Origin of the sequence: Runella sp. (genome assembly GCF_027484545.1) — a bacterium.
GTDB lineage: Bacteria > Bacteroidota > Bacteroidia > Cytophagales > Spirosomataceae > Runella.
This window is the reverse complement of sequence record NZ_JAIXST010000063.1, coordinates 30441-50948: the sequence shown is the minus strand read 5'-3', so window position 1 is coordinate 50948 and position 20508 is coordinate 30441. Positions and strand designations below refer to the sequence as shown.

Sequence of the window (20508 nt, the reverse complement as noted above, 5' to 3'; positions counted from 1 at the left end):
TCTTAAAGCGAGAGCCGACTGAAATGAGTTTGGCTCGTAAGCGAAAGAAAGCCGCTCGCGACGATGCTTACCTTAAAACCCTGTTAAACCAACTTAACACTTGATGCAATCACCCTATAAAATAACTAAATAGCCAATTCCATACCGGTTTTTTTGTACTTTTGCGGGAAATATCCGCTAAAAGCGGCTCATTTTTTATCAGTAATGAGTGCTGCATGAAAGTCTTATATGATCACCAGACCTTTACCGGAACCCAATACGGCGGCATTTCGCGGTACTTTTATGAATTGATGAATTCCTTTGAAGGTCGAAAGGACATCGAATTTGAATTGTCACTAAAATTCTCTAATAACGAATATTTGAGGAATGTCTCCTATTCTAATCCTATTGGTTATCAGAAACTTGCCAATAATTTAAGAGCAAATCAAGTCATTTCCCGCATTAACCGCCTGTATAGTTCCACCAAATTATCTTTGGGTAATTTCGACATTTTTCATCCCACTTATTATCATTCCTATTTTTTAGATAAAGTTGGAAAAAAGCCGCTGGTTTTGACTTTTCACGATGTACTGAGTGAGAAATTCGGCGAAACTTACCCGGTATTGGGAGAAGGTCTTTCTGAATTAAAGCAACGCCTGCTGCGACGTGCTGACGTGGTTATTTCAGTTTCGGAAGCCACTAAGCGCGGAATTTTGGAATATTTCGACGTGGATGAGACGAAGATTAAAGTAATCCCACTTGGAAATTACTTAGCCCAGCCCTCTTTTGTGGAAGGTTTAACACAGACGTTGCCCAAACGCTATATCCTTTTTGTAGGAAGACGTGATTTCTACAAAAACTTTGACCGTTTTCTTGAAGCAATAGCCCCTATTCTATTAAAAGACAAAGACTTACATCTTATTTGTGCAGGTGGAGGGGACTTTATCAATGAAGAAAAAGAAGCAATTAGAACAGCTAAACTTGAAAAGCAGGTACAATACCATCCAATAGTCGCTGACAATACGTTGGTGCAACTGTATGGTAAAGCCCAAGTTTTTGTTTTCCCATCGCTGATGGAAGGCTTTGGACTGCCTATACTAGAAGCGATGAGTTGCGGATGTCCGGTGGCATTAACAACGGGTACTTCATTCGATGAAATTGCCGAAGACGCTGCGGTCTATTTTGAAGCCGAGCGAACCGACTCCATCACAGCAGCAATCGAGCAGGTAGTTTACAGTGAATCCTTACAAAATTCGATGCGAGTACGAGGGTATGAGCGAGTACCTCTTTTCAAGGCCGAAACCACAGCCCAACGTACCTTAGAAGCTTATAAAGAATTAGTAAACGTATGATGCAAATCCCGGAACGTACCCTTATTTATGACCGAGACATCAGCGGGCATCATTTGGATTATTTACAATTTCTGGTAGAATATCTTAAAAATTCACCTATTTCAGTTAGAGAACAGTTTCTCTTTGTTCTTCACGAAGGGGCAAAAGCACGTTTTCAAAACGACGAGTCACTTATCCGGTTTCGCTTTATTCCATTGGAACAACTCGACGCATTTTTGTCTCATACGAGCGTATTGGGGCGTGCGGGTGCGGAGATGAGTTATTTGACAAAACTAATTCACGAATATGAAGCTAAACGACTCATATTTATGCACATAGATGCTTTTCAGTACGAAGTAGGGCGCAGTGCAGTTCGTGGCTTGGGTGTAAAATTATCAGGGCTTTTGTTCTTACCTTTTCGCAAATATTACGAAGACGGCTCTACAATCAAAGCAAAACTGCGGCGCGAATGGCGCGGTTGGCGCAAAGGTTGGCAAATAAGATGGATGCTTCGTAATCCATTATTGGAAAGGATTTTTTTTCTTAACGACAAGCAGGGAGTAAACGAATACAATCAACGTTTCGGCAACCGTTTTGAGCACCTTCCTGACCCTATCGAAGTAGGTCAAATCACTTCTATATCGATCGAAGAGTTGAAAACGAAATACGGCCTTGAAGAAAGTAAGCGCGTTTTTTTGATTTACGGTCATCTTTCGTCTCGTAAAAATGTACCCAACATTCTGGCTGCTTTAAAACGAATCAGCCCAAAGGAGCGTCAGCGTATTTGCATCCTCATTTGTGGCGAACCTGAAAAAGGCTATGAATCCACTCTTTTTGCGTCTATTAATGAAGCTGAAAAAAAGTATCCGGAGGTTCGTTTTGTGAAGCATTTCCGGTTTTTTAATCCGGCAGACACCAACGAACTATTCAAAATTTCGGATGTAGTATTGGTACCTTACATTAATTTTTTCAGTTCGAGTAATATCCTCGGTTTGGCGGCCAAATATAGTAAACCACTCATAGCCTCTAACTTAGGTGTGATGGAAGGATTGGTAAACCAGTACAAATTGGGGGTGACGGTTTCGCCGCATCGCCCCGAAGCAATTGCCGAAGCAATGAATATATATTTAAATCAGGCTCTTGTAGCAATTGATGGAAAACAATACCTGCAAGACCATTCGGCAGAGGTTTTCTGTCAGAAACTGTTATTTTAATTACTTTTTCATCGGCCATCTTTGAGAGCACTAAAACAGAAATACGAAAGAAAAGAGAAAAATTCACTTTGAAATACAAAGTAAAAAAATCAACTTTGTAACACAAAGTGAAATAGTTTAACAGGAATATGGCGGATAAGCACCAACGATTAGCCACTTTGGACACGTTCAGGGGGATTGCTGCACTTGCAGTAGTGCTTTTTCACCTTACGTTACATCAGTCAGAAGCACCTTTCCAACTGGGTTGGGGAGCTACGGGCGTGGATTTATTCTTTATTATCAGTGGATTCGTGATTTTTTTGACGCTCAACAAAACAAACAGCGGGCTTGATTTTGTAGTAGCTCGATTTTCACGTTTGTATCCTGTATATTGGACGGCCGTGACGCTTACCGCTATTTGTATGGTAATTGGAAGCTATTTGGGATACAGTCAGATTACATGGGGGGAATATTTAGCCAATATGACCATGTTTCAGCATTATTTCAACATTCGGGATTTGGATGGTTCTTATTGGACACTGATTGTTGAAATGCTTTTTTACGGATTGATGTTGTTATGTTTTTATCTGAAGCAAATTAAGCGGTTAGAGTGGTATGGGTTAGGATTAGTAGCTGTTCAGGTTCTGATACACAGTTGGGTACGAATCGCTGCGCCTTCTGCTTACGCTTCGATTTTGGAAGTATTCCCTTTGATTAATCATTTTCAGCTTTTTTGGGCAGGAATTTTATTTTACACCATTTATACTCAAGGCTACGATAAATGGCGAGTAATGGGCATAGGAGTCGCCTACGGAGTTACTTTATTTTTGTACGATAAAAGTGGCCGCAGCAGCTTATTTTTGGGCCCTATTGAGTACTTTATGACGACGACCGTTTACTTTGTACTATTCTTTTTGTTTGTAAGCCGACGTTTAGAATGGATCAATAATCGTATCACTCTTTATTTAGGGTCGATTTCATATAGTCTTTATGTGATTCACCATTATTTTATGGTAGGAGTTATTACGATATTGCGTGATAAATTCGGTTGGTCGTTTATTTCGGCAGGTGCAATGGCACTCTTAAGTGCTTTTATTCTTGCCTCATTTATTACTTATTTTATTGAAAAACCCACTTTGCAATACCTCAGAATATGGTATAAGTCAAAGAAGGCATCGTATCAAACCATTTAATTTCAGTTGATTGTGAATCAAAAGCTTAGCATAGTTATTCCTGCATACAACGAAGAAAAAACGATTCAGACGGTTTTGAAAGCCGTTGCATCAGTTGAATTAATCGGCGGTTTTGAAAAAGAGATTATTGTGGTCAATGACTGTTCAAAGGATGGTACAGAAAGCCAAATTTTTACTTTTAAAGCTCAACATCCTGATGTACCCGTAGCTTATTTCAAACATGAAGTCAATCAGGGAAAAGGAGCCGCATTACATACGGGAATTCGTCACGCTACGGGCAATTACGTAGTCATTCAAGATGCCGATTTGGAGTATGACCCTCAGGAATTCAACATACTATTACAACCTATTGTGGATGGTTTTGCCGATGTGGTTTTTGGATCGCGCTTTATGGGAGGCAAAGCTCACCGTATTTTGTTCTTTTGGCACTCTATTGGCAATAAACTCTTGACGTTCCTGAGCAATATGTTCAGCAATCTCAATCTGACAGATATGGAGACTTGCTACAAAATGTTCAGAACCGATATGGTACAATCTCTTGATTTGAAAGAAAAACGATTCGGATTTGAGCCTGAAGTAACATCTAAAATTTCACGAATTCCCAACATCCGAATTTATGAAGTCGGCGTTTCTTACTATGGGCGAACATATGCCGAAGGCAAGAAAATTAACTGGGAAGATGGTTTTCGGGCCATTTATTGTATTTTGAGGTACGGTTTGTTTAAATAAGCAGAGGCCATGTGGAATGATTTGAAATATTATCGTCAAGCATTGGGGGTAAACATGCTTTGGAATTCCTATCCGATTGTGTTTATCGTTCGGGACGGTTTTGGGGTTGGTCCAAGCGGAAGTACATTTACAATTTTGTATTGGGGGTTAGGCATTTTACTGCTAATGCCCATGAATATTTTTCGTACAGTTTATTTGCCTAACCGAATGCTTTTTGCCTGCTGGTTCGGTTTCATTGTACTGGGTTGGTTGTATTGGCAGTATTATCCCAGCCCCAACGGGTATCCAGAACGAGTCCGTGAAACCCTCACCTATGTTATCCCTTTGGTGTTCTTGTTTGCTTCGATGTACTATCCGAATGATAAAGTACACATTATTCTGATTGTAATGGTCTTTTACTCGCTTATTGCAAGCGCAGGACTTTTGTATAGCTTAACCCGTGACCCTCACTGGACTTTTGGAGAACGGGCAGCGATAAAATTTGCCGCCAACACCCAGAACAGTAACCCCCACGCTTATGCCAACAATGCCCTATGCGGCGTTTTGGCTGCTCTTATCGTATCGGGTCGGGTCAAAAGCGTTGTCATTAAAGTATTTTATTATTTGGTGGCGGTCTTTTCCATGGGTGTTTTGATTTTAGCCCGTACCAATATCAGTCTGATTGGCTTGGCCATTATGGCCGTCATTTACCTGACCTTACACGGCCGCCAGGTAGTGGGTTCCGTTTTTCGACCGCGAGTTTTGGCTATCGTTGCCGTAGTATATGGGATTGTTGCGTTATTGTTATCTCAGTTTCGATTTGCTTCCTACGCTCTTTCTGTCTATTTTAATACCTTCATATCTCGATTTGGGAAAGTAATTTACACCGTTACGGGAGTCGAAGTTGACCAGAAATCTGCCGAAATTGACTATTCTTCAGTTAATCGTGTATACAGTTTCAGGTATGTGTATGAAATTTTCCTGGGAGAAGGCTCATGGGGTAAAATTTTATTCGGAGAAGGATACAAAGCCCAGTTTTTTGATGTTCCTGCGCTGGAAGCACTTGTAAATCAAGGAATTTTAGGATTTATATTATTCAACAGCTTCTTCTTGGTTATGGGGGTTATTGCGGTTCAGCAATTTTTCAGGCCGGCAAGTGACCTGTCCAAATTCATGGCATATTTTTCTATCGTTATCCTGATCGCTTTGTTTTCAGGAGCCCGCCCGATAGATCTCAGTATGTGGTTGGTGTATGTTTTCTACATTCGTTTTTTTGGAATTTATACTCCTAAAACACAACCCGCAACCTTAAAACCACAGACTGCGTAGGTCGTTTTATGACTTTTCCTGAGAAAATACTGACCAATCGCTACTTACTGATTTTTTTGTTGTTGGCTTTTACCATAGCAGGCTTTGGAATCGCTTTGGTATTAGGGGAAGATCCCGGATTTGGGTTGTCGGTATGGGATGAAATGCTCCGTGGAAATTCCTTCAATACACTTTCTGTACCATCTCCAACCAACATAGCCGAAAACCAATCTTTATTTTTGACGTGGTGGAGCCCTGGGCAATATATGGTGCCTGGGGTAGTGAGTAACGTATTGGGAATTTCGCAAGGCAGTGCATCTTTATGGGTTACATTAGCGTTTTCAATCATTGGTTTAATCGGTTGGCGCTTTGTGTATCAGCAATTAGAATTTGATAAAACGACGATTGCGCTTAGTATCTTTTTTATCACCACGTCACGGCTTTTTACCATCAATTTCTTAAATTATACCGGTGGAGAGTTGTTGCTTTTCGGGAGTCAACCTTGGACGATTTGGTTTTACCTTAAATACCGCTCACAACCTCTTAAATTGTTTGGAGGTTTGTTAGTACTGTCATTGGTGTGCTTCTTTTTCAAATCGGCCTATACCATTGGATTAGCTGCTTTGTGTGGGTGTGCAGGGTTAGCTTTTTTAACGGATTTATCCAAGAGCAGGAAAATTTTTAACCCTTCTTTTTGGACTACTGTAGCAGTAGGCGGGTGTATGTTATTCTATTTGGCACTTACTCAATTCGGATTTATTAATCTTGGTACCAGCCCAATTACAAGTACAAGTCAACCTTTCAAAATAGCATGGGCATCGTTTGAAACACTAACTTATCCATTAACTCATTGGTTCAGTATTGCAGAGATGTATCCCCAACTGCTGCAACGTACTGAGCTTCCATGGTGGGGCCACGGGGTTTATTATGTTTTGATGTTTGGTGGCTTTGTTGGCCTGTTATGGATCGTTTCTCGAACAAAATTCGCAGATGCACGTCGAATTTTCATAGGATTCTATATCGTGTATTGTGGAGTTTTTCTGCTGCTTTATAACAAAGGAGCTGAAATTTCCATTGAGTATCGCCACACTAAAATCGTTGCCTATTTATTTTTACCTTTATTATTAGTCGAACTACGTCGCCCGAAAGCCGTTCTAAAATTGGCATTTTGGGCACTCATTATCCTGAATACGGGTTATGGATTAGCCTCGTTTGTTATTAAAAAATTAGAAATCAAAAATGAATCGGCCACAGGAAGCGCCGGTTTCGCATTACGTCATGCTACCCCTGAAGACTTGACTTTTATTCATGCTGTTGACAAGCCCGGCAACATTTTGTATTTCACTTCCGGTTCACTCAATGTAGATGCAACTCAGGCTCGTAAATTGGTGGGAAGTATTGATTATAAATTCGCCAAAGGCTGCGGATTTTTAGCTGACCGTTATGAAGGGAAAGGTGGAACTTTATATGCTTTTGTGCATGAAGCTTACCAACAACTTCCAAGTAGCCCGTCATTGGAAAGTCAATTTCCGAACTATCAATTTCGATTGGTGAAGCAAACAAAGAAGTTTAAAATTTACGAAGGAAAGTAACAACATTAGGCAGTTAAAATCACTCATAAAATCGTGAACTATTGGCGCAAAAGGTTGATTATTGTGTTGGCTATTCTTGGAATAGCTGAATTGGTTTTGCGCTTTGGATTTGGCTTTTGCAACGCACCTCTCTACATCGAAGACCCTGATTTTGAGTACGTTTTTGCTCCCAATCAATATCGGTTTCGTTTCCGAAATGTGGTGCGTACCAACGAGTTTTCGATACGCAGCGAATCCATTAATCCCACCGATACCACGGTCATTTTGCTGGTAGGAGATTCGGTAATCAATGGCGGAAATCCCACCGACCACGATAATTTGGCTTCAACAATTTTGGAAAAACAGTTTACCGAACACTACAAAAAGCCTGTTCGGGTACTCAATATTTCAGCGGGTTCATGGGGGCCCGACAATGTCTTTGCCTTTCTAAAAAAGAAAGGATTCTTTGGGGCAGATGTAGTTTGTTTAGTAACGAGCAGCCACGATGCCTACGACAACATGAGTCACCATAAAGTAGTAGGAACTAATCCCAATTATCCCGATAAACAATACAAAGTCGCCTTGTATGAATTTTGGCATCGCTACATTTATACCCTGTTTGTCTATCATTACGTAGAAGTGCCTTTGAAAGAGTTTTTTGGCCCCGCTACTCAAAAAGCTCCCAACGATGTTATTCATAAATTTGGCACTGTTTTCAACCCGGGTTTTCAGAAATTAGCTGACACGACCAAAGCTCTTGGCATTCCGTTTTTGATGTATCTGCATCCGGAATTACCCGAAATTGCACAAAATCGCTACGATAGTCAGGGGGAAGAAATTTTGGCGTTTGCCCGTAAAAATCACATTCCGGTGATAGAAGAATTGAAGCTGCATCCTGCCAAAGACTTGTTCAGAAGTCCGGATTTTGACAGTATTCATTACAATGCCAAAGGGCAAGCCTTCATGGCAAAGCACCTGTATCCTATTTTGAAACAATACCTCGACGCTTATTTTGCCCGTCATGCGCGTACTCATCGTTCATAATCAACTTTGGGCGCATTATAAGTCCAAACTATTCAGTGAATTGCACCGATTGGCTCCCCAATATGACGTTCAAATTCACGTAGTTCAAATCGCTCTTTCCGAAAAAAGTCGAGCTAACATGGGTGAGGCCGAGGCATTTCGCTACGATTATGATTACGAAGTGCTTTTCAATACTTCATTGGATCAAGTGGCTCTTTGGCCTCGGACCAAAGCATTGTTCAAAAAAATTCGCAGCTATCGCCCCGATGTACTGAATCTGACGGGTTGGTATGACCCTGCTCAGTGGGCTTTGTTGTTTTACGCCAAACTGATGGGGATAAAAGTGGTCATTTCCAATGAATCCAACGTGCGTGACCACGTGCGCATGGGAGCCAAAGAGCGATTTAAACAGTTTTTGCTCGGACGCGCTGACGCTTTTTTTTGTTTTGGTAAATCATCTGCCGCTTATTTAGAAAAATTAGGGGCAAAACCCTCCCAAATCCTTACCCAAAAAGCTGCAGTGGTGGATAACGAGGTGATTTTGGAACATTATCAAAAGGCAATTGGTGAGCGCGACAGTCATAAAAAAGCCAAAAATTGGGCACGTTATAACTTCATTTTTGTCGGCCGCTTGATTCCCCCTAAAAATTTACCGTTGCTTTTAGACGCTTTTGCTGAAATCAGCGCGGAAGCTTTTGATTGGGGATTAGTGCTTTTAGGCGAAGGAGAGCAAAAAGGCGAATTGCAACGCCTTGCTCACAACAACACTACTATTCGGTTTGAAGCAGGAGTACCTTGGTATGAAGTTGCCGAATATTTGGCTTTGGCCGATGTATTGGTTTTGCCGAGTGAATCCGAACCTTGGGGATTAGTCGTCAATGAAGCTATGATTTGCGGCTTGCCCGTATTGGTATCAGAGCCATCAGGCTGTGTAGACGATTTGGTAAAGACCGGGCAAAATGGTTTTACCTTCAATCCCCACCAAAAGCAGGATTTAGTGAATAAAATGCACTATTTCGTTCAAAATGCCAACAATCTAACTCGCATGGGCGAAGCTTCCCGTGCCATTGTAGCTCCCTTTGCACCCGAAAAAGTGGCGCATGAAATGCTTCGCGGCATGAAAGGTTTATTCTAAGCGCTCTATTATTTTGTTATTCGTTGATTCCAATAAATCAGCACATTAAGCGTAGCCCGTCCTGCTGCAATGATGTCCAAATCGCCATCGCCATCCAAATCAGCGGCTTGAAGGTCTTCGCAAGCCATTCGCACACTTTCGTCCAATATGAATTCCTCCCAGTTTTCGCCATTGGCCTCTTTGGGGACAAACAATCGAACACCCACTTTTTTATCAGCATTGGGATTGCGCCAACCCACAGCTATTTGTGAATAACCCAAACCCAAAAAATCACCACAGGCCAGCGCATGACCTTGGCTCAGGCGGTCGGTCAATATTGCTTTTGTATTGCTTTTGGAATTCAAAACAACCAGTTGATTTCCGTGCCAGGGTGCTATAGCTGTCACGAAAGATTCTTTATTGGGTAAAATTCCCCGCCGCACCTCTCCTACTCCCAAACCCTCGCCCATCCATTGCCCCGTCGGTTGCCACTGATTCTTTTTGTAAGACACTACTTTGCCGCCTTCCTTGCTGCCAATCAGCACTTTTGTGGCGTCGGCGTCTTCCCAAATTTCAAAATTATGAGTAATGTGTAACGTAGAATCCAGCATTTGATACGACCACGGTTGTTTAGGATTTTTGGGAACATCATACGCCAGAATTTTCACCCCTGTCCCTTCGCCGTTGACATTGCCTAAACCGTGCAAAGGCACTACAATCAATTGGTATTTGTTTTTGTTAACCTGCGCCCAACGCATCCGGTGCGTGGTGATTTCGTGATGCAGTTGCACAGGTTCCCAAAGTTGAGTAGCGTCTTTGGGGCGAATTAAATAAAACACAGCACCTGATTGCGTCAAATCTTTGGTTTCGGCGGGATTCCACATTGCTCCCACCGCCACTTCCACGCGACCGTCACCGTCTATATCACGGGCGGCGATGCAGACATTGTCTTTGGAAGTCAGATTTGTGGCCATTACGTACCGTTTCCAAGGACCGCTGCTTCCATCATTTTTATACCAAACGATGTCTTTTTGGTCAGCAAGCAATATATCCGGTTTTTTGTCGCCATCTACATCTCCAATGGCCAAGCCATATCCAATAGCAATCTGATTATCAACAACCTGTATTTTAAATTGTGGGGTAGGTAGTTGAGCTGATACGGACAAAGAACCCAGCCAACTGAGTATTAAAAAGGCTTTTTTCATGATTTTTATCAGTTTAAAAGAGTGACAATGCTCTTGGGGTGACGTCTAACGGTTTAAAAAGCAATTAAAAAGCACAATCTTTTCTTTAAATTTTAAAAATTTGCAATACATTTGAAACAAACCGTTTATTTAACTTAATCCTTAAAAAAAAATGAAAAAGTTGCTTGCCCTATTAATCACTGTAATTTGCTCAGGCGTACTATTTGACACGGTGGCTCAAGATGAGAAAAAGCCTAAAAAGGAAAAAAAAGAGGCTAAAGTAAAAGAAGACAAAGCGGACACTAAAGAAACAGCTAAGAAATCAAAAGGTACAAAAAAAGACAAAGAAGACAAGGCGGACACAAAAGAAACAGCTAAGAAATCAAAAGGTACAAAGGCCGATAAGGAAGATAAAGAAGACAAGGCTGACGCTAAAAAATCAAAAGGCACAAAAGCCGACAAAGAAGACAAAGCTGAAAAGAAAGAAACAGTTAAAAAAGAAAAAGAAGAGAAAGCCGACAAAAAAGGCACTAAAACATCCGACCGTCAGGCAGATGTAGTGGCTGATAAATCAGATAAGAAAACCACGACTGCCAAGACCAAAACCACCGCTAAAAACGACGATGGCAAAGAAGCCGACACAGGTACTCGTAAAAAAGTAGCCGGTGCCGACAAAGTAGCAGGCAAAGATGACAAAGGCCGTACGATCTACGAAGGCCCTCGCGGCGGTCAGTATTACATCAATTCCAATGGAAATAAAACGTATTTGAAAGCAGATAGCAAGCTGTAAATTCCGCTAAATGTCTCTTTTTCAAAAATCCCGCCGAACTCCGACGGGATTTTTTTGCCGACTAAATTCCTGTATCTTTAAGAAACAATCAGGCTGTACGATGGTAAAAACCCTAAAAATACCGACAACACTAACTGAATTAGAAGCGATTGGAGAAGATGCAACACTGCGTTTTCCTGCCTCTTTTGAGGAATATCTCGAATGGGTAGAGAAATGTGAGTTTACTATCGAATACTTTAATAATGAAATCGTAATCATGGGTAATGCGAGTTATTTTCACGAAAAATTAGTTATCCGTATCGGCTATTTATTAACCCTTCTTTTAGAAAACCTTACAGGCTTCTCGGTTTTAGGAAGCAATATCAAAATTCATATTGCTGATGTATTGTCCCCAACGGATTTCAACGCTGATGTTTCAGTTGTAAAAGGAGAACCGGCATTTGTCACTTTACCTTCGGGCAAAAAATCAAAAGCCAAAATCAGTAATCCCGTTATTGTGGTAGAAGTTAGCTCCAAAAGCACAATTTCTCACGATTTTGGCGATAAACTGCTGGCTTACAAAAAAATAGATTCTTTACAATACGCGATTTTCGTAAGTCAATACCAGCCTTTTGTGACCGTGTATGAACGCAAAGGCCCGCATCATTGGGAACTTCGCGACTATACTCAAATGGAAGAATCATTTGAGCTCATGGGGCAAAAATTAACCCTGAATGAAATTTATAAGGATATAGAATTTGAGCAATAATTAAGAAGCCCCGCTGCAATTTTCAGCGGGGCTTCTTAATTATTTTAGTTTTGAATGTTACACTTCGACTTTCACATCGCTTATATTCTCAAAAACTACTTCTCCGTTTTCGCCTAACTCCATCATGATCACGGAATCTTTGGTGATTCTTCCACTCAAAATCTGCTTAGAAAGCTCATTTAGGATGCGTTTTTGGAGCACGCGTTTCAGCGGTCTCGCACCAAACGCAGGCTCATAGCCTTCTTCGGAGAGTTTGACGAGGGCCTCGTCGGTGGCATCTATCGTCACGCCCTGTTCGGCCAACAATGTTTTGATGTGGTTGAACTGAATCCGTACAATTTGTTTGAGGTTGTCGTGGCTCAATGGATCAAAGAGAACGATTTCATCAATCCGATTCAGAAACTCAGGACGAACCGTTTGTTTCAACAGACTCAACACATCATTTTTGGCTTCTTCTTTAAAGTACATTTTCCAGCCTTTTTCAAGTTTGCTGCCCGCTTCTTTGAATTTCTCCATGATAATCTCGCTGCCAATGTTGGAAGTCATGATGATGATAGTGTTCTTAAAATTGGCAAGGCGGCCTTTGTTGTCGGTCAAGCGGCCATCGTCCAATACCTGCAACAGGATGTTCCAAACATCAGGGTGCGCTTTTTCTATTTCGTCCAACAAAATCACACTGTAAGGCTTACGACGCACAGCTTCGGTCAATTGACCGCCTTCATCGTAACCCACGTAGCCCGGAGGCGCACCTACCAAACGGCTTACAGCGTGTCGTTCCTGGTATTCACTCATGTCAATCCGCACCATGGCATTTTCGTCATTGAAGAGATAGTTTGCCAAGGTTTTTGCCAATTCGGTTTTACCAACACCCGTCGGACCTAAGAATAAGAAACTGCCAATGGGGCGTTTGGGGTCTTGCAAACCCGCCCGTGAACGACGTACGGCATCAGATACGGCCTGAATGGCCTCTTCCTGCCCGGCTACGCGTTTTTGAAGTTCGGCTTCTAAGCCTAATAATTTTTCGCGATCACTTTGCAGCATCTTGCTCACTGGAATACCCGTCCATTTGGCGACTACTTCCGCGATATTTTCCGCTGTTATTTCTTCCTGAATAAGCGTATGACTTTCTGCTCGCTTATCTTGGTTATTTTCACCTAACCTTTTCTCAATTTCAGGAATTTTTCCGTAACGAAGTTCGGCTACTTTCCCATAGTCACCTGTCCGTTCCGCTTGGTCGGCTTCAAGACGAAGTTGTTCCAGTTGTTCTTTCAACGCACGCACTTCCGTAATTTTCCCTTTTTCCAATTCCCATTGAGCTTTAAGGGCATTGCGGTCTTCGTTCAAATCCTCAATCTCTTTATTCAAACGCGACTCTTTGTCTTTGTCGTTTTCGCGACGAATGGCAGCGCGTTCAATTTCCAGCTGCATAATACGACGGTTGATGTCATCAAGTTCTTCTGGCACAGAGTCCATTTCCAAACGCAACTTAGCCGCCGCTTCATCCATAAGGTCAATGGCTTTGTCAGGTAAGAAACGGTCTGAAATATACCGACTTGACAATTCTACCGCCGCAATGACGGCATCATCCTGAATACGCACCCCGTGGTGAAGCTCGTATTTATCTTTGATACCCCGCAAAATACTGATGGCATCTGCTTCATTAGGCTCATCGACAGTAACTACCTGAAAACGGCGTTCGAGGGCTTTGTCTTTCTCAATGTACTTTTGGTACTCTTTGATAGTTGTCGCCCCAATGGTATGAAGTTCGCCCCGCGCGAGGGCTGGTTTGAGCAAGTTGGCAGCGTCCATGGCGCCCTCACCTCCGGCCCCCGCCCCGATGAGCGTGTGAATTTCATCAATAAATAAAATAACCTGTCCCTCAGAATCCGTCACTTCTTTGATAACGGCTTTGAGACGTTCTTCAAATTCTCCTTTGTATTTGGCTCCCGCAATGAGCAGCCCCATGTCCAAAGAAATAATTTGTTTTTCTTTCAATTGTTCGGGCACATCACCCTGCACAATACGTTGAGCAAGCCCCTCTACAATAGCGGTTTTACCTACCCCAGGTTCCCCTACGAGCATGGGATTATTTTTGGTACGGCGGGCTAAAATCTGCAATACCCGGCGAATTTCATCGTCTCGGCCAATGACAGGGTCAATTTTTCCCGCTTTAGCCATTTCATTCAAATTTTTGCTGTACCGTTCAAGCGAGCGATATTTAGCTTCGGCATTTTGGTCTTTCACAGGATTATTTTTTCCTCTTAATTCTTTGATAGCTACTAATAGTTCTTTTTCTTTTAATCCTACTTCCTGCATGAGCTTTGCCGTGGTGTCTTTGCCAGCAGCCAATCCCAAATAGAGCAATTCTATACTTACAAATTCATCATTAAACTCTTTCAGATAGCTCTGGGCTTTTTGAAATGCGGCATTCAGGTCGTTGCTGAGGTATTCTGTATTGGCGGTACCAGCTACACGAGGATAGCCGTTTACAATGACTTCCAGTTTTGTATTGAGTGTTTGAAGGGATACGTTCCCTTTTTTTGCTAAAAACTGCGACGTATTCGGGTCTTCTTCCAAAATAGCTTTCAGAATGTGACCCGTTTCCACTACCTGTTGTTGGTTGCTTTGCGCAATTTGCACAGCCCGCTGTACAACCTCCTGCGCTTTGATGGTATATTGATTAAAATTCATGGCTAAAACGGTATTAAATAGTATTTGTAATGGTCTATCGGCTTATGAATAGAAATTGCACAATAGTCGTGCCTACGAAAAAAAGCGGAAATTTTGACACGATTTCGTTGGTTTTTCCTAAAAATTATAGACAGAATGGCGTGTTTTCGCTACTTTTGGCACTATGTCTATTCCCGTTTTTATTCAGAGCCAAGAAGAATTTATAGGCTTGGCCGAACATCTGAACCGTTTAGAGGCGTTTGCCATTGATACCGAATTCGATAACAATCACTACGCCTATGGTTTCAAACTTTGTCTACTTCAAATTGCCACGCCAGATGCCTGCTATTTGATTGACCCTTTCGAAATTCAGGATTTATCTTCGCTTTGGCGAGTTTTGGAAAATCCCAACGTCGAAAAAGTGCTGCACGACAGCGGGGAAGATATGCGGCTTTTCTATTTACACGGCTGTTCCCCGCGCGGCATTTTTGACACCAGTATTGCTACTAAGTTGCTCAATTTTGAAAAAATAGGCTTAGGAAGTGTTTTAAACGAAGTTTTGGGGATTGAATCCGATAAGAAAAAACAGCAAAGCAACTGGCTCAAACGACCGTTGTTACCCTTGCAATTGGAATATGCGACTAACGATGTAATTTATTTACTCAAGTTGAGAGAGGTATTTACGGAGCGACTTCAAGCTCAAAATCGCTGGGAGTGGTTTCAACAAAGTATGTTGTTTTTGGAACAAAAGAACTACGCCCCTAAGACTAAAAGCACATTTTTGAGTTTTAAAGAACAAAAGGAATTCCATCCTTTTGACCAATATATTTTAAATGAACTCTATCGGTTTCGCGACGAGCAGGCGCAACGCATCAGCAAACCTGTGTATCAAGTCATTCCGGAGAGTATCATTTATGAGATACTGCAACAACCGGCTGTATTAGACGATTGGATGAGCCTGAAAGGCATTCACTACCGAATTCAAAATGAATTGGTGGCCGAAAAATTCAAAGCTATATACCAACAAGCCCAACGAGCTGCGGAAGATTCTCAACTGCCTAAGTTTAAACGTCAGTTGAGCCGACAGGAAATCGCCGAAGCCCAACAACGGGCAACTCGCATTAATGCATTACGTGATGGAATTTTTCTGCCTATTAAACGTTGGATTGAACAGCAATACAGTCTTTTATTTGCCCCTTATGTACTTAGTAATGAAACCATTAGTCAGTTAATTTTGGGTGAAGCAAAGTTGTCTGACATTGGCCCAACCTTCCAACAGAATATCATTAAAGAAGCTGCTCTGGCGTTAGAAATTGACATTTCGGCATTTTGTTAACCTGATTTTTATCCCTAAATTTGATTAAGTGAACATAATGTGTTAGACATGACAACTATTATTCAAAATCCTAAACGTCCTCGGAAAGCACCTGAATATCTCATCAAAGAGGTACTTGACGGAAAACCTGTGTACTATAAAGGGTACCGCACTGTTATGTTTGGGGGTAAAAAAGTAGAAGATATTATGGGTGTCAGTAGTTTACAGATATTAATAATTAATTATATCCAACGAATTCTATTGAAGTTTTTAGAGGAGGATTTATATTTTGTTTTTTCAGGGGAACCTGGTTTGCATTTAGAACACCACACTAATTTATCAGGAGATTTGATTGTCTATAAAGCTGAACAATTGACCAAATTTGACAAGCACTATTTCCAATCACCTCCTCTTTTACAAATAGAGGTAGATGTCGAAATTGACAACACGAACTTTACTGATAATGAATATCTAACCAAAAAGACGCAAAAATTACTGGATTTTGGGGTTCAACGAGTGATTTGGGTACTTACTCCTACACAAACCGTCATTGTAGCAGAGCCTGACCAAGATTGGCGCATTATAAACTGGAACAAAGATATCCTGCTCCAGGACGACATTATGATGAATATTGGTACTTATTTAGCCAAAATGAACGTTGAGTTGGAATAATGCCCATTCGTCAATTTTGTTCGTGGCTACTGTTTGTCATTCTAGGTATAACAATCAGTTATTATGTTCTTTTCCCTCACCTTTGGCACTGCCAATGGATTGGTTATTCGGATTTTACAAAGGTCAAACCCAGCCTCTATGTAAGTCCAACAACTCCTCCCAAACATCTTCTCAAAGCAACTCAATCCATTGACGAAGCTCGCAAGCGTATTGCAGAATTGTGGGGAAAACCCGTTGGCGATGCCACCATCATCTTATGTGAAAGTACCGAACAATACCATCGCTATTGCAACAGCGATGAGGGTGCAGGTTGCAGCATTGGCACCCCTTGGGGGGCTTCATTTATAGTGCTTAATCTTGATGGACTGAATACCGACGTAATTGCTCATGAAATGTGCCATGACGAACTTTTTACGCGTCTGGGTTGGTGGAAAACTACCCGCGAGATTCCCCAATGGTTCAATGAAGGTTTAGCCCTGATGGTAGACTACCGTTTTGTGGCAACCTCCGATAGTGTACAACGTTATCTGGACTATAAAGATGAATGTTCCTACGTTTCCAATGGCGGGCAGACGGTGCTAAGCTTACATGAAATCAGTTCCTTGCACGGTTTTTTTAGTGGAAGTGAGGGCCATGTTATGTTAGCCTATATGACCTCAGGGATGGAAGTATCCAGATGGTTGACAAATACAGGGACACAACACATTCCCGGCTTAATAAACCGTATAAAATCAGGTGAAACATTTGATTCGGCCTATAAAGCCTTTGATAAAAGAAATAGTACAAATAAATGACTATATACGTTTTTTGTCCGTTATCACTTTAAAAATTGGGGATAAAATTCCCCAATTGGAAACGTTTTGAACAGCATCTATGAAATCACACCCCAAATCATACGTCATTTCAAAAAGAATTGACAATTTTTCTTTACGTGTTTATGAAGCTTACATCTTCACAAGGCGTTTTTTTATGGAAATTTTTGGGGGCGGGTTTGAGTTTCAGGAATTAATCAAACAATGCTTTGAAATAGGTTATAAATCATTGCCGCTGATTTCACTGACTGGCTTTATTACCGGGATGGTTTTTACCAAACAGTCGCGTCCGTCTTTGATGGAATTTGGGGCTACTTCCTGGTTGCCATCTTTGGTTTCCATTGCCATTGTGAGAGCTTTGGCTCCTTTAATTACTTCCCTCATCAGTGCGGGAAAAGTAGGATCAAGTATTGGAGCTGAATTGGCATCTATGCGGGTCACTGAGCAAATAGATGCGATGGAAGTATCGGCGGTGAATCCGTTTAAATTTTTGATAGTAACCCGGGTATTAGCCACTACGATTACTATCCCGATCTTGTCCTTCTATTGTGCATTTGTGGGATTAATGGGCTCTTTTTTGGACATTACCCTCAACGAAGAGACGAACCTTCAGGCCTACTTTCAAAATGCGTTCGAGCAAATCACCTTTTTAGATATCGGCTCTGCTTTGATAAAGGCCGTTGCTTACGGATTTACCATTGGACTAGTGGGTTGTTACAAAGGGTATTATGCCAATAAAGGTACTCAAGGCGTAGGAGAAGCCGCCAACGGCGCAGTAGTGACTTCTATGTTCTTGATTTTTTTGGAAGAAGTTGCGATTGTTCAGGTTACGAACTGGTTTAGATAGATGGTAATTGTGAATTAGTTAATGGTGAATTCGTGAATAATTTTTTAATATTCAATCACTTAAACATTATTTATTAACACCTTAAACCAATTTCGTACATTAAACACTTCATAATCTATTTACAATTATTCACTAAATCACAATTCGCTCATTCACCATTCGCATCTATGGCTAATCATACAACAGAACGAGAATCCGTCATCACCATCCGAGGTTTGTATAAATCATTCGGAGACCTGCACGTGCTGCGCGACGTGAACCTTGATGTATACAGAGGCGAAAATGTAGTGGTTTTGGGACGTTCGGGAACAGGGAAGTCGGTTTTAATAAAAATCATCTCAGGTTTATTAACTCCCGATAAAGGTAGCGTGAAAGTACTGGGGCAGGAAGTGGCTGATTTGAACGATAAACAATTGCGCGAATTACGATTAAAGTTAGGGTTCTTATTTCAAAACAGTGCCCTTTATGACAGTATGACTGTTGGTGAAAATTTGGAATTCCCCTTGGTCAGAAACGTTAAAAATTTGAGTCGGGGCGAAATCAATCGCAAGGTTGCAGAGGTACTGGATTCGGTAGGGTTGAAAAAAACGCTTCATCAGATGCCTTCTGAACTTTCGGGAGGGCAACGCAAACGTATTGGAATTGCCAGAACGCTCATCCTAAACCCTGAGATAATGCTTTACGACGAGCCTACTGCGGGTTTAGACCCCATTACCTGTATAGAAATCAACAAACTGATCAACGAAGTAAGAAGTCGTTATAACACTACCTCCATCATTATTACCCACGATCTGACCTGTGCCAAAGTTACGGGAGATAGAATTCTAATGCTTTTGGAAGGACGTTTTCTCCGCCAAGGAACCTTTGAAGAAGTCTTCGACACAAACGAAGAGCAGGTTAAGAACTTTTACGATTATAATTTCATTAATCCTCCATCATCATCCCACACCACCCATGCAATCACCCAATAACCCCAATAAGCGCGCCGTCACCGTCGGAATCTTTGTCTTTCTTGGCCTTGCTATACTTATTGTAGGAGTCCTGACGATTGGCAGTATGCGAAAAGCATTTATCAGCAAAATAACGGTAAGATCTGTTTTTGATGACGTAAACGGCCTTAAAAAAGGCAATAATGTATGGTTTTCCGGTGTTAAAGTCGGCATAGTAAAATCCATCCGTTTTTATGACAAATCGAAGGTAGAAGTTGATTTGAGCATCGAAGAAAAATCGCAACAATACATTCGTAAAGATGCCCATGTTAAAATCAGTACGGATGGATTAATTGGCAATAAAATCGTGGTCATTACGGGAGGCAGTCCTAAAATGCCAGCTATCGAAGAGGGTGATATGTTGATAGTAATAAAAGAAGACGGGCAACAGGAAATTTTAAACACGCTTCAAGCCAACAACAAAAACATTTTGGCCATAACGACCGATTTGAAAGGCATAACTCAGAGCATCAGAAAAGGAGAAGGGTCGGTAGGGAAATTATTGACCGATGATAAGATGTACGTAGATTTAGAAAAAACAATGGCTACCTTACGAAACGCTTCTATAGATGCTCAAAAACTGACGGCTTCTTTGAGCAGCTACGGTACCAAACTCAATCAAAAAGGAGGTTTGGCCAACGACTTAGCTACGGACACGCTCATTATGGGCAATGTACGCTTAACGGTAGCCAAGTTAAACGAAACCGCTTCCACTGCACGTACTTTAGTGGCCCAACTGCAAGAGTCAGCCAAAGGAATAACAAACGAACTTACCCCCGACCGCAAAAGCCCCGTTGGCGTATTGCTTCATGACGAAACAGCGGCTACTCAAATCAAAACTACACTTCAAAATTTAACCAGCAGCAGTCGAAAATTAGACCAAAACTTAGAAGCACTTCAGCATAACTTCCTATTCCGCCGCTATTTTAGAAAGCAAAAACAGGAACAGGACAAAAGTGATACCACTACCGTATTGAGTCAGAAATAACAACTTCGCTCAAATAAAGTACACAAACAACAGAACGATACTTGCTCGTTGAGTAATATTTTTTGCCCATTTT

At 41.5% G+C, this 20508-nt stretch carries 18 protein-coding genes; 16 read left to right on the top strand and 2 right to left on the bottom strand.

All coding sequences use genetic code 11. From position 1 onward, the window contains the following. The first annotated feature begins 215 nt into the window (after positions 1–215). From Q0081_RS05995 to Q0081_RS05960, 8 genes are all read left to right on the top strand, one after another. Positions 216–1331, top strand: coding sequence for a glycosyltransferase family 1 protein (locus tag Q0081_RS05995; RefSeq protein ID WP_298350319.1), 1116 nt, complete (start codon positions 216–218; stop codon positions 1329–1331). After that, on the top strand, positions 1328–2524 hold the full coding sequence (locus Q0081_RS05990) for a glycosyltransferase (RefSeq protein ID WP_298350317.1): 1197 nt from the start codon (positions 1328–1330) through the stop codon (positions 2522–2524). The genes Q0081_RS05995 and Q0081_RS05990 overlap by 4 nt, the downstream gene beginning before the upstream one ends. A gap of 128 nt (positions 2525–2652) precedes the next feature. Beyond that, complete coding sequence (locus Q0081_RS05985; RefSeq protein ID WP_298350315.1) at positions 2653–3696, top strand: acyltransferase; 1044 nt, start codon at positions 2653–2655, stop codon at positions 3694–3696. Positions 3697–3708: 12 nt separating this feature from the next. Then, positions 3709–4425 carry a glycosyltransferase family 2 protein gene (locus tag Q0081_RS05980; RefSeq protein ID WP_298350313.1) on the top strand — a complete coding sequence of 239 codons (717 nt, stop codon included), beginning with the start codon at positions 3709–3711 and terminating at the stop codon, positions 4423–4425. A gap of 9 nt (positions 4426–4434) precedes the next feature. Then, the gene (locus Q0081_RS05975; protein ID WP_298350311.1) at positions 4435–5733 is read left to right on the top strand and encodes a hypothetical protein; all 1299 of its coding nucleotides are present in this window, start codon (positions 4435–4437) and stop codon (positions 5731–5733) included. Positions 5734–5741: 8 nt separating this feature from the next. Then, positions 5742–7304, top strand: a complete 1563-nt coding sequence (locus Q0081_RS05970; protein WP_298350309.1) for a hypothetical protein — start codon at positions 5742–5744, stop codon at positions 7302–7304. Positions 7305–7337: 33 nt separating this feature from the next. Beyond that, positions 7338–8327: an SGNH/GDSL hydrolase family protein gene (locus tag Q0081_RS05965; protein WP_298350307.1), complete on the top strand. Its 990-nt coding sequence runs from the start codon at positions 7338–7340 to the stop codon at positions 8325–8327. Further along, entirely contained in the window at positions 8305–9441 is a 1137-nt protein-coding gene (locus tag Q0081_RS05960; RefSeq protein WP_298350306.1) for a glycosyltransferase family 4 protein, read from the top strand. The genes Q0081_RS05965 and Q0081_RS05960 overlap by 23 nt, the downstream gene beginning before the upstream one ends. A gap of 8 nt (positions 9442–9449) precedes the next feature. Here Q0081_RS05960 and Q0081_RS05955 read toward each other — a convergent pair whose 3' ends face one another. Then, the gene (locus Q0081_RS05955; protein WP_298350304.1) at positions 9450–10625 is read right to left on the bottom strand and encodes a VCBS repeat-containing protein; all 1176 of its coding nucleotides are present in this window, start codon (positions 10623–10625) and stop codon (positions 9450–9452) included. 151 nt (positions 10626–10776) lie between these two features. On the opposite strand from Q0081_RS05955, the gene Q0081_RS05950 reads away from it, so the two are divergent. After that, a complete protein-coding gene (locus tag Q0081_RS05950) occupies positions 10777–11394 on the top strand; it encodes a hypothetical protein (RefSeq protein ID WP_298350303.1) in 618 nt (205 codons plus the stop codon). A gap of 100 nt (positions 11395–11494) precedes the next feature. Next, entirely contained in the window at positions 11495–12142 is a 648-nt protein-coding gene (locus Q0081_RS05945) for a Uma2 family endonuclease (protein ID WP_298350302.1), read from the top strand. Between the two features lie 57 nt (positions 12143–12199). Here the strand turns inward: Q0081_RS05945 and clpB are convergent, their stop codons facing one another. Continuing rightward, a complete protein-coding gene (gene clpB / locus Q0081_RS05940) occupies positions 12200–14833 on the bottom strand; it encodes an ATP-dependent chaperone ClpB (RefSeq protein WP_298350300.1) in 2634 nt (877 codons plus the stop codon). A gap of 163 nt (positions 14834–14996) precedes the next feature. Between clpB and Q0081_RS05935 the strand changes: the two genes are divergently transcribed. The 6 genes from Q0081_RS05935 to Q0081_RS05910 all read left to right on the top strand — a co-directional run bounded on the left by Q0081_RS05935 (position 14997) and on the right by Q0081_RS05910 (position 20435). Next, on the top strand, positions 14997–16148 hold the full coding sequence (locus tag Q0081_RS05935; protein ID WP_298350298.1) for a ribonuclease D: 1152 nt from the start codon (positions 14997–14999) through the stop codon (positions 16146–16148). A 48-nt stretch (positions 16149–16196) separates the two neighbouring features. Beyond that, positions 16197–16799, top strand: coding sequence for a Uma2 family endonuclease (locus Q0081_RS05930; RefSeq protein WP_298350296.1), 603 nt, complete (start codon positions 16197–16199; stop codon positions 16797–16799). Further along, complete coding sequence (locus Q0081_RS05925) at positions 16799–17593, top strand: hypothetical protein (protein ID WP_298350294.1); 795 nt, start codon at positions 16799–16801, stop codon at positions 17591–17593. Before Q0081_RS05930 ends, Q0081_RS05925 begins: the two co-directional genes overlap by 1 nt. Before the next feature lie 79 nt (positions 17594–17672). Next, positions 17673–18458: an ABC transporter permease gene (locus Q0081_RS05920; RefSeq protein WP_298350291.1), complete on the top strand. Its 786-nt coding sequence runs from the start codon at positions 17673–17675 to the stop codon at positions 18456–18458. A gap of 167 nt (positions 18459–18625) precedes the next feature. After that, positions 18626–19429, top strand: coding sequence for an ABC transporter ATP-binding protein (locus Q0081_RS05915; protein ID WP_298350289.1), 804 nt, complete (start codon positions 18626–18628; stop codon positions 19427–19429). After that, a complete protein-coding gene (locus Q0081_RS05910) occupies positions 19413–20435 on the top strand; it encodes an MlaD family protein (RefSeq protein WP_298350288.1) in 1023 nt (340 codons plus the stop codon). The genes Q0081_RS05915 and Q0081_RS05910 overlap by 17 nt, the downstream gene beginning before the upstream one ends. Positions 20436–20508 lie beyond the last annotated feature (73 nt).

Coding starts and splice junctions, on each gene's coding strand:
- Q0081_RS05990 (WP_298350317.1), top strand. CDS start 1,328: ATGATGCAAATCCCGGAACGTACCCTTATTTATGACCGAGACATCAGC.
- Q0081_RS05960 (WP_298350306.1), top strand. CDS start 8,305: ATGCGCGTACTCATCGTTCATAATCAACTTTGGGCGCATTATAAGTCC.
- Q0081_RS05945 (WP_298350302.1), top strand. CDS start 11,495: ATGGTAAAAACCCTAAAAATACCGACAACACTAACTGAATTAGAAGCG.
- Q0081_RS05935 (WP_298350298.1), top strand. CDS start 14,997: ATGTCTATTCCCGTTTTTATTCAGAGCCAAGAAGAATTTATAGGCTTG.
- clpB (WP_298350300.1), bottom strand. CDS start 14,833: ATGAATTTTAATCAATATACCATCAAAGCGCAGGAGGTTGTACAGCGG.
- Q0081_RS05970 (WP_298350309.1), top strand. CDS start 5,742: ATGACTTTTCCTGAGAAAATACTGACCAATCGCTACTTACTGATTTTT.
- Q0081_RS05995 (WP_298350319.1), top strand. CDS start 216: ATGAAAGTCTTATATGATCACCAGACCTTTACCGGAACCCAATACGGC.
- Q0081_RS05920 (WP_298350291.1), top strand. CDS start 17,673: ATGAAATCACACCCCAAATCATACGTCATTTCAAAAAGAATTGACAAT.
- Q0081_RS05985 (WP_298350315.1), top strand. CDS start 2,653: ATGGCGGATAAGCACCAACGATTAGCCACTTTGGACACGTTCAGGGGG.
- Q0081_RS05915 (WP_298350289.1), top strand. CDS start 18,626: ATGGCTAATCATACAACAGAACGAGAATCCGTCATCACCATCCGAGGT.
- Q0081_RS05955 (WP_298350304.1), bottom strand. CDS start 10,625: ATGAAAAAAGCCTTTTTAATACTCAGTTGGCTGGGTTCTTTGTCCGTA.
- Q0081_RS05925 (WP_298350294.1), top strand. CDS start 16,799: ATGCCCATTCGTCAATTTTGTTCGTGGCTACTGTTTGTCATTCTAGGT.
- Q0081_RS05910 (WP_298350288.1), top strand. CDS start 19,413: ATGCAATCACCCAATAACCCCAATAAGCGCGCCGTCACCGTCGGAATC.
- Q0081_RS05975 (WP_298350311.1), top strand. CDS start 4,435: ATGTGGAATGATTTGAAATATTATCGTCAAGCATTGGGGGTAAACATG.
- Q0081_RS05950 (WP_298350303.1), top strand. CDS start 10,777: ATGAAAAAGTTGCTTGCCCTATTAATCACTGTAATTTGCTCAGGCGTA.
- Q0081_RS05930 (WP_298350296.1), top strand. CDS start 16,197: ATGACAACTATTATTCAAAATCCTAAACGTCCTCGGAAAGCACCTGAA.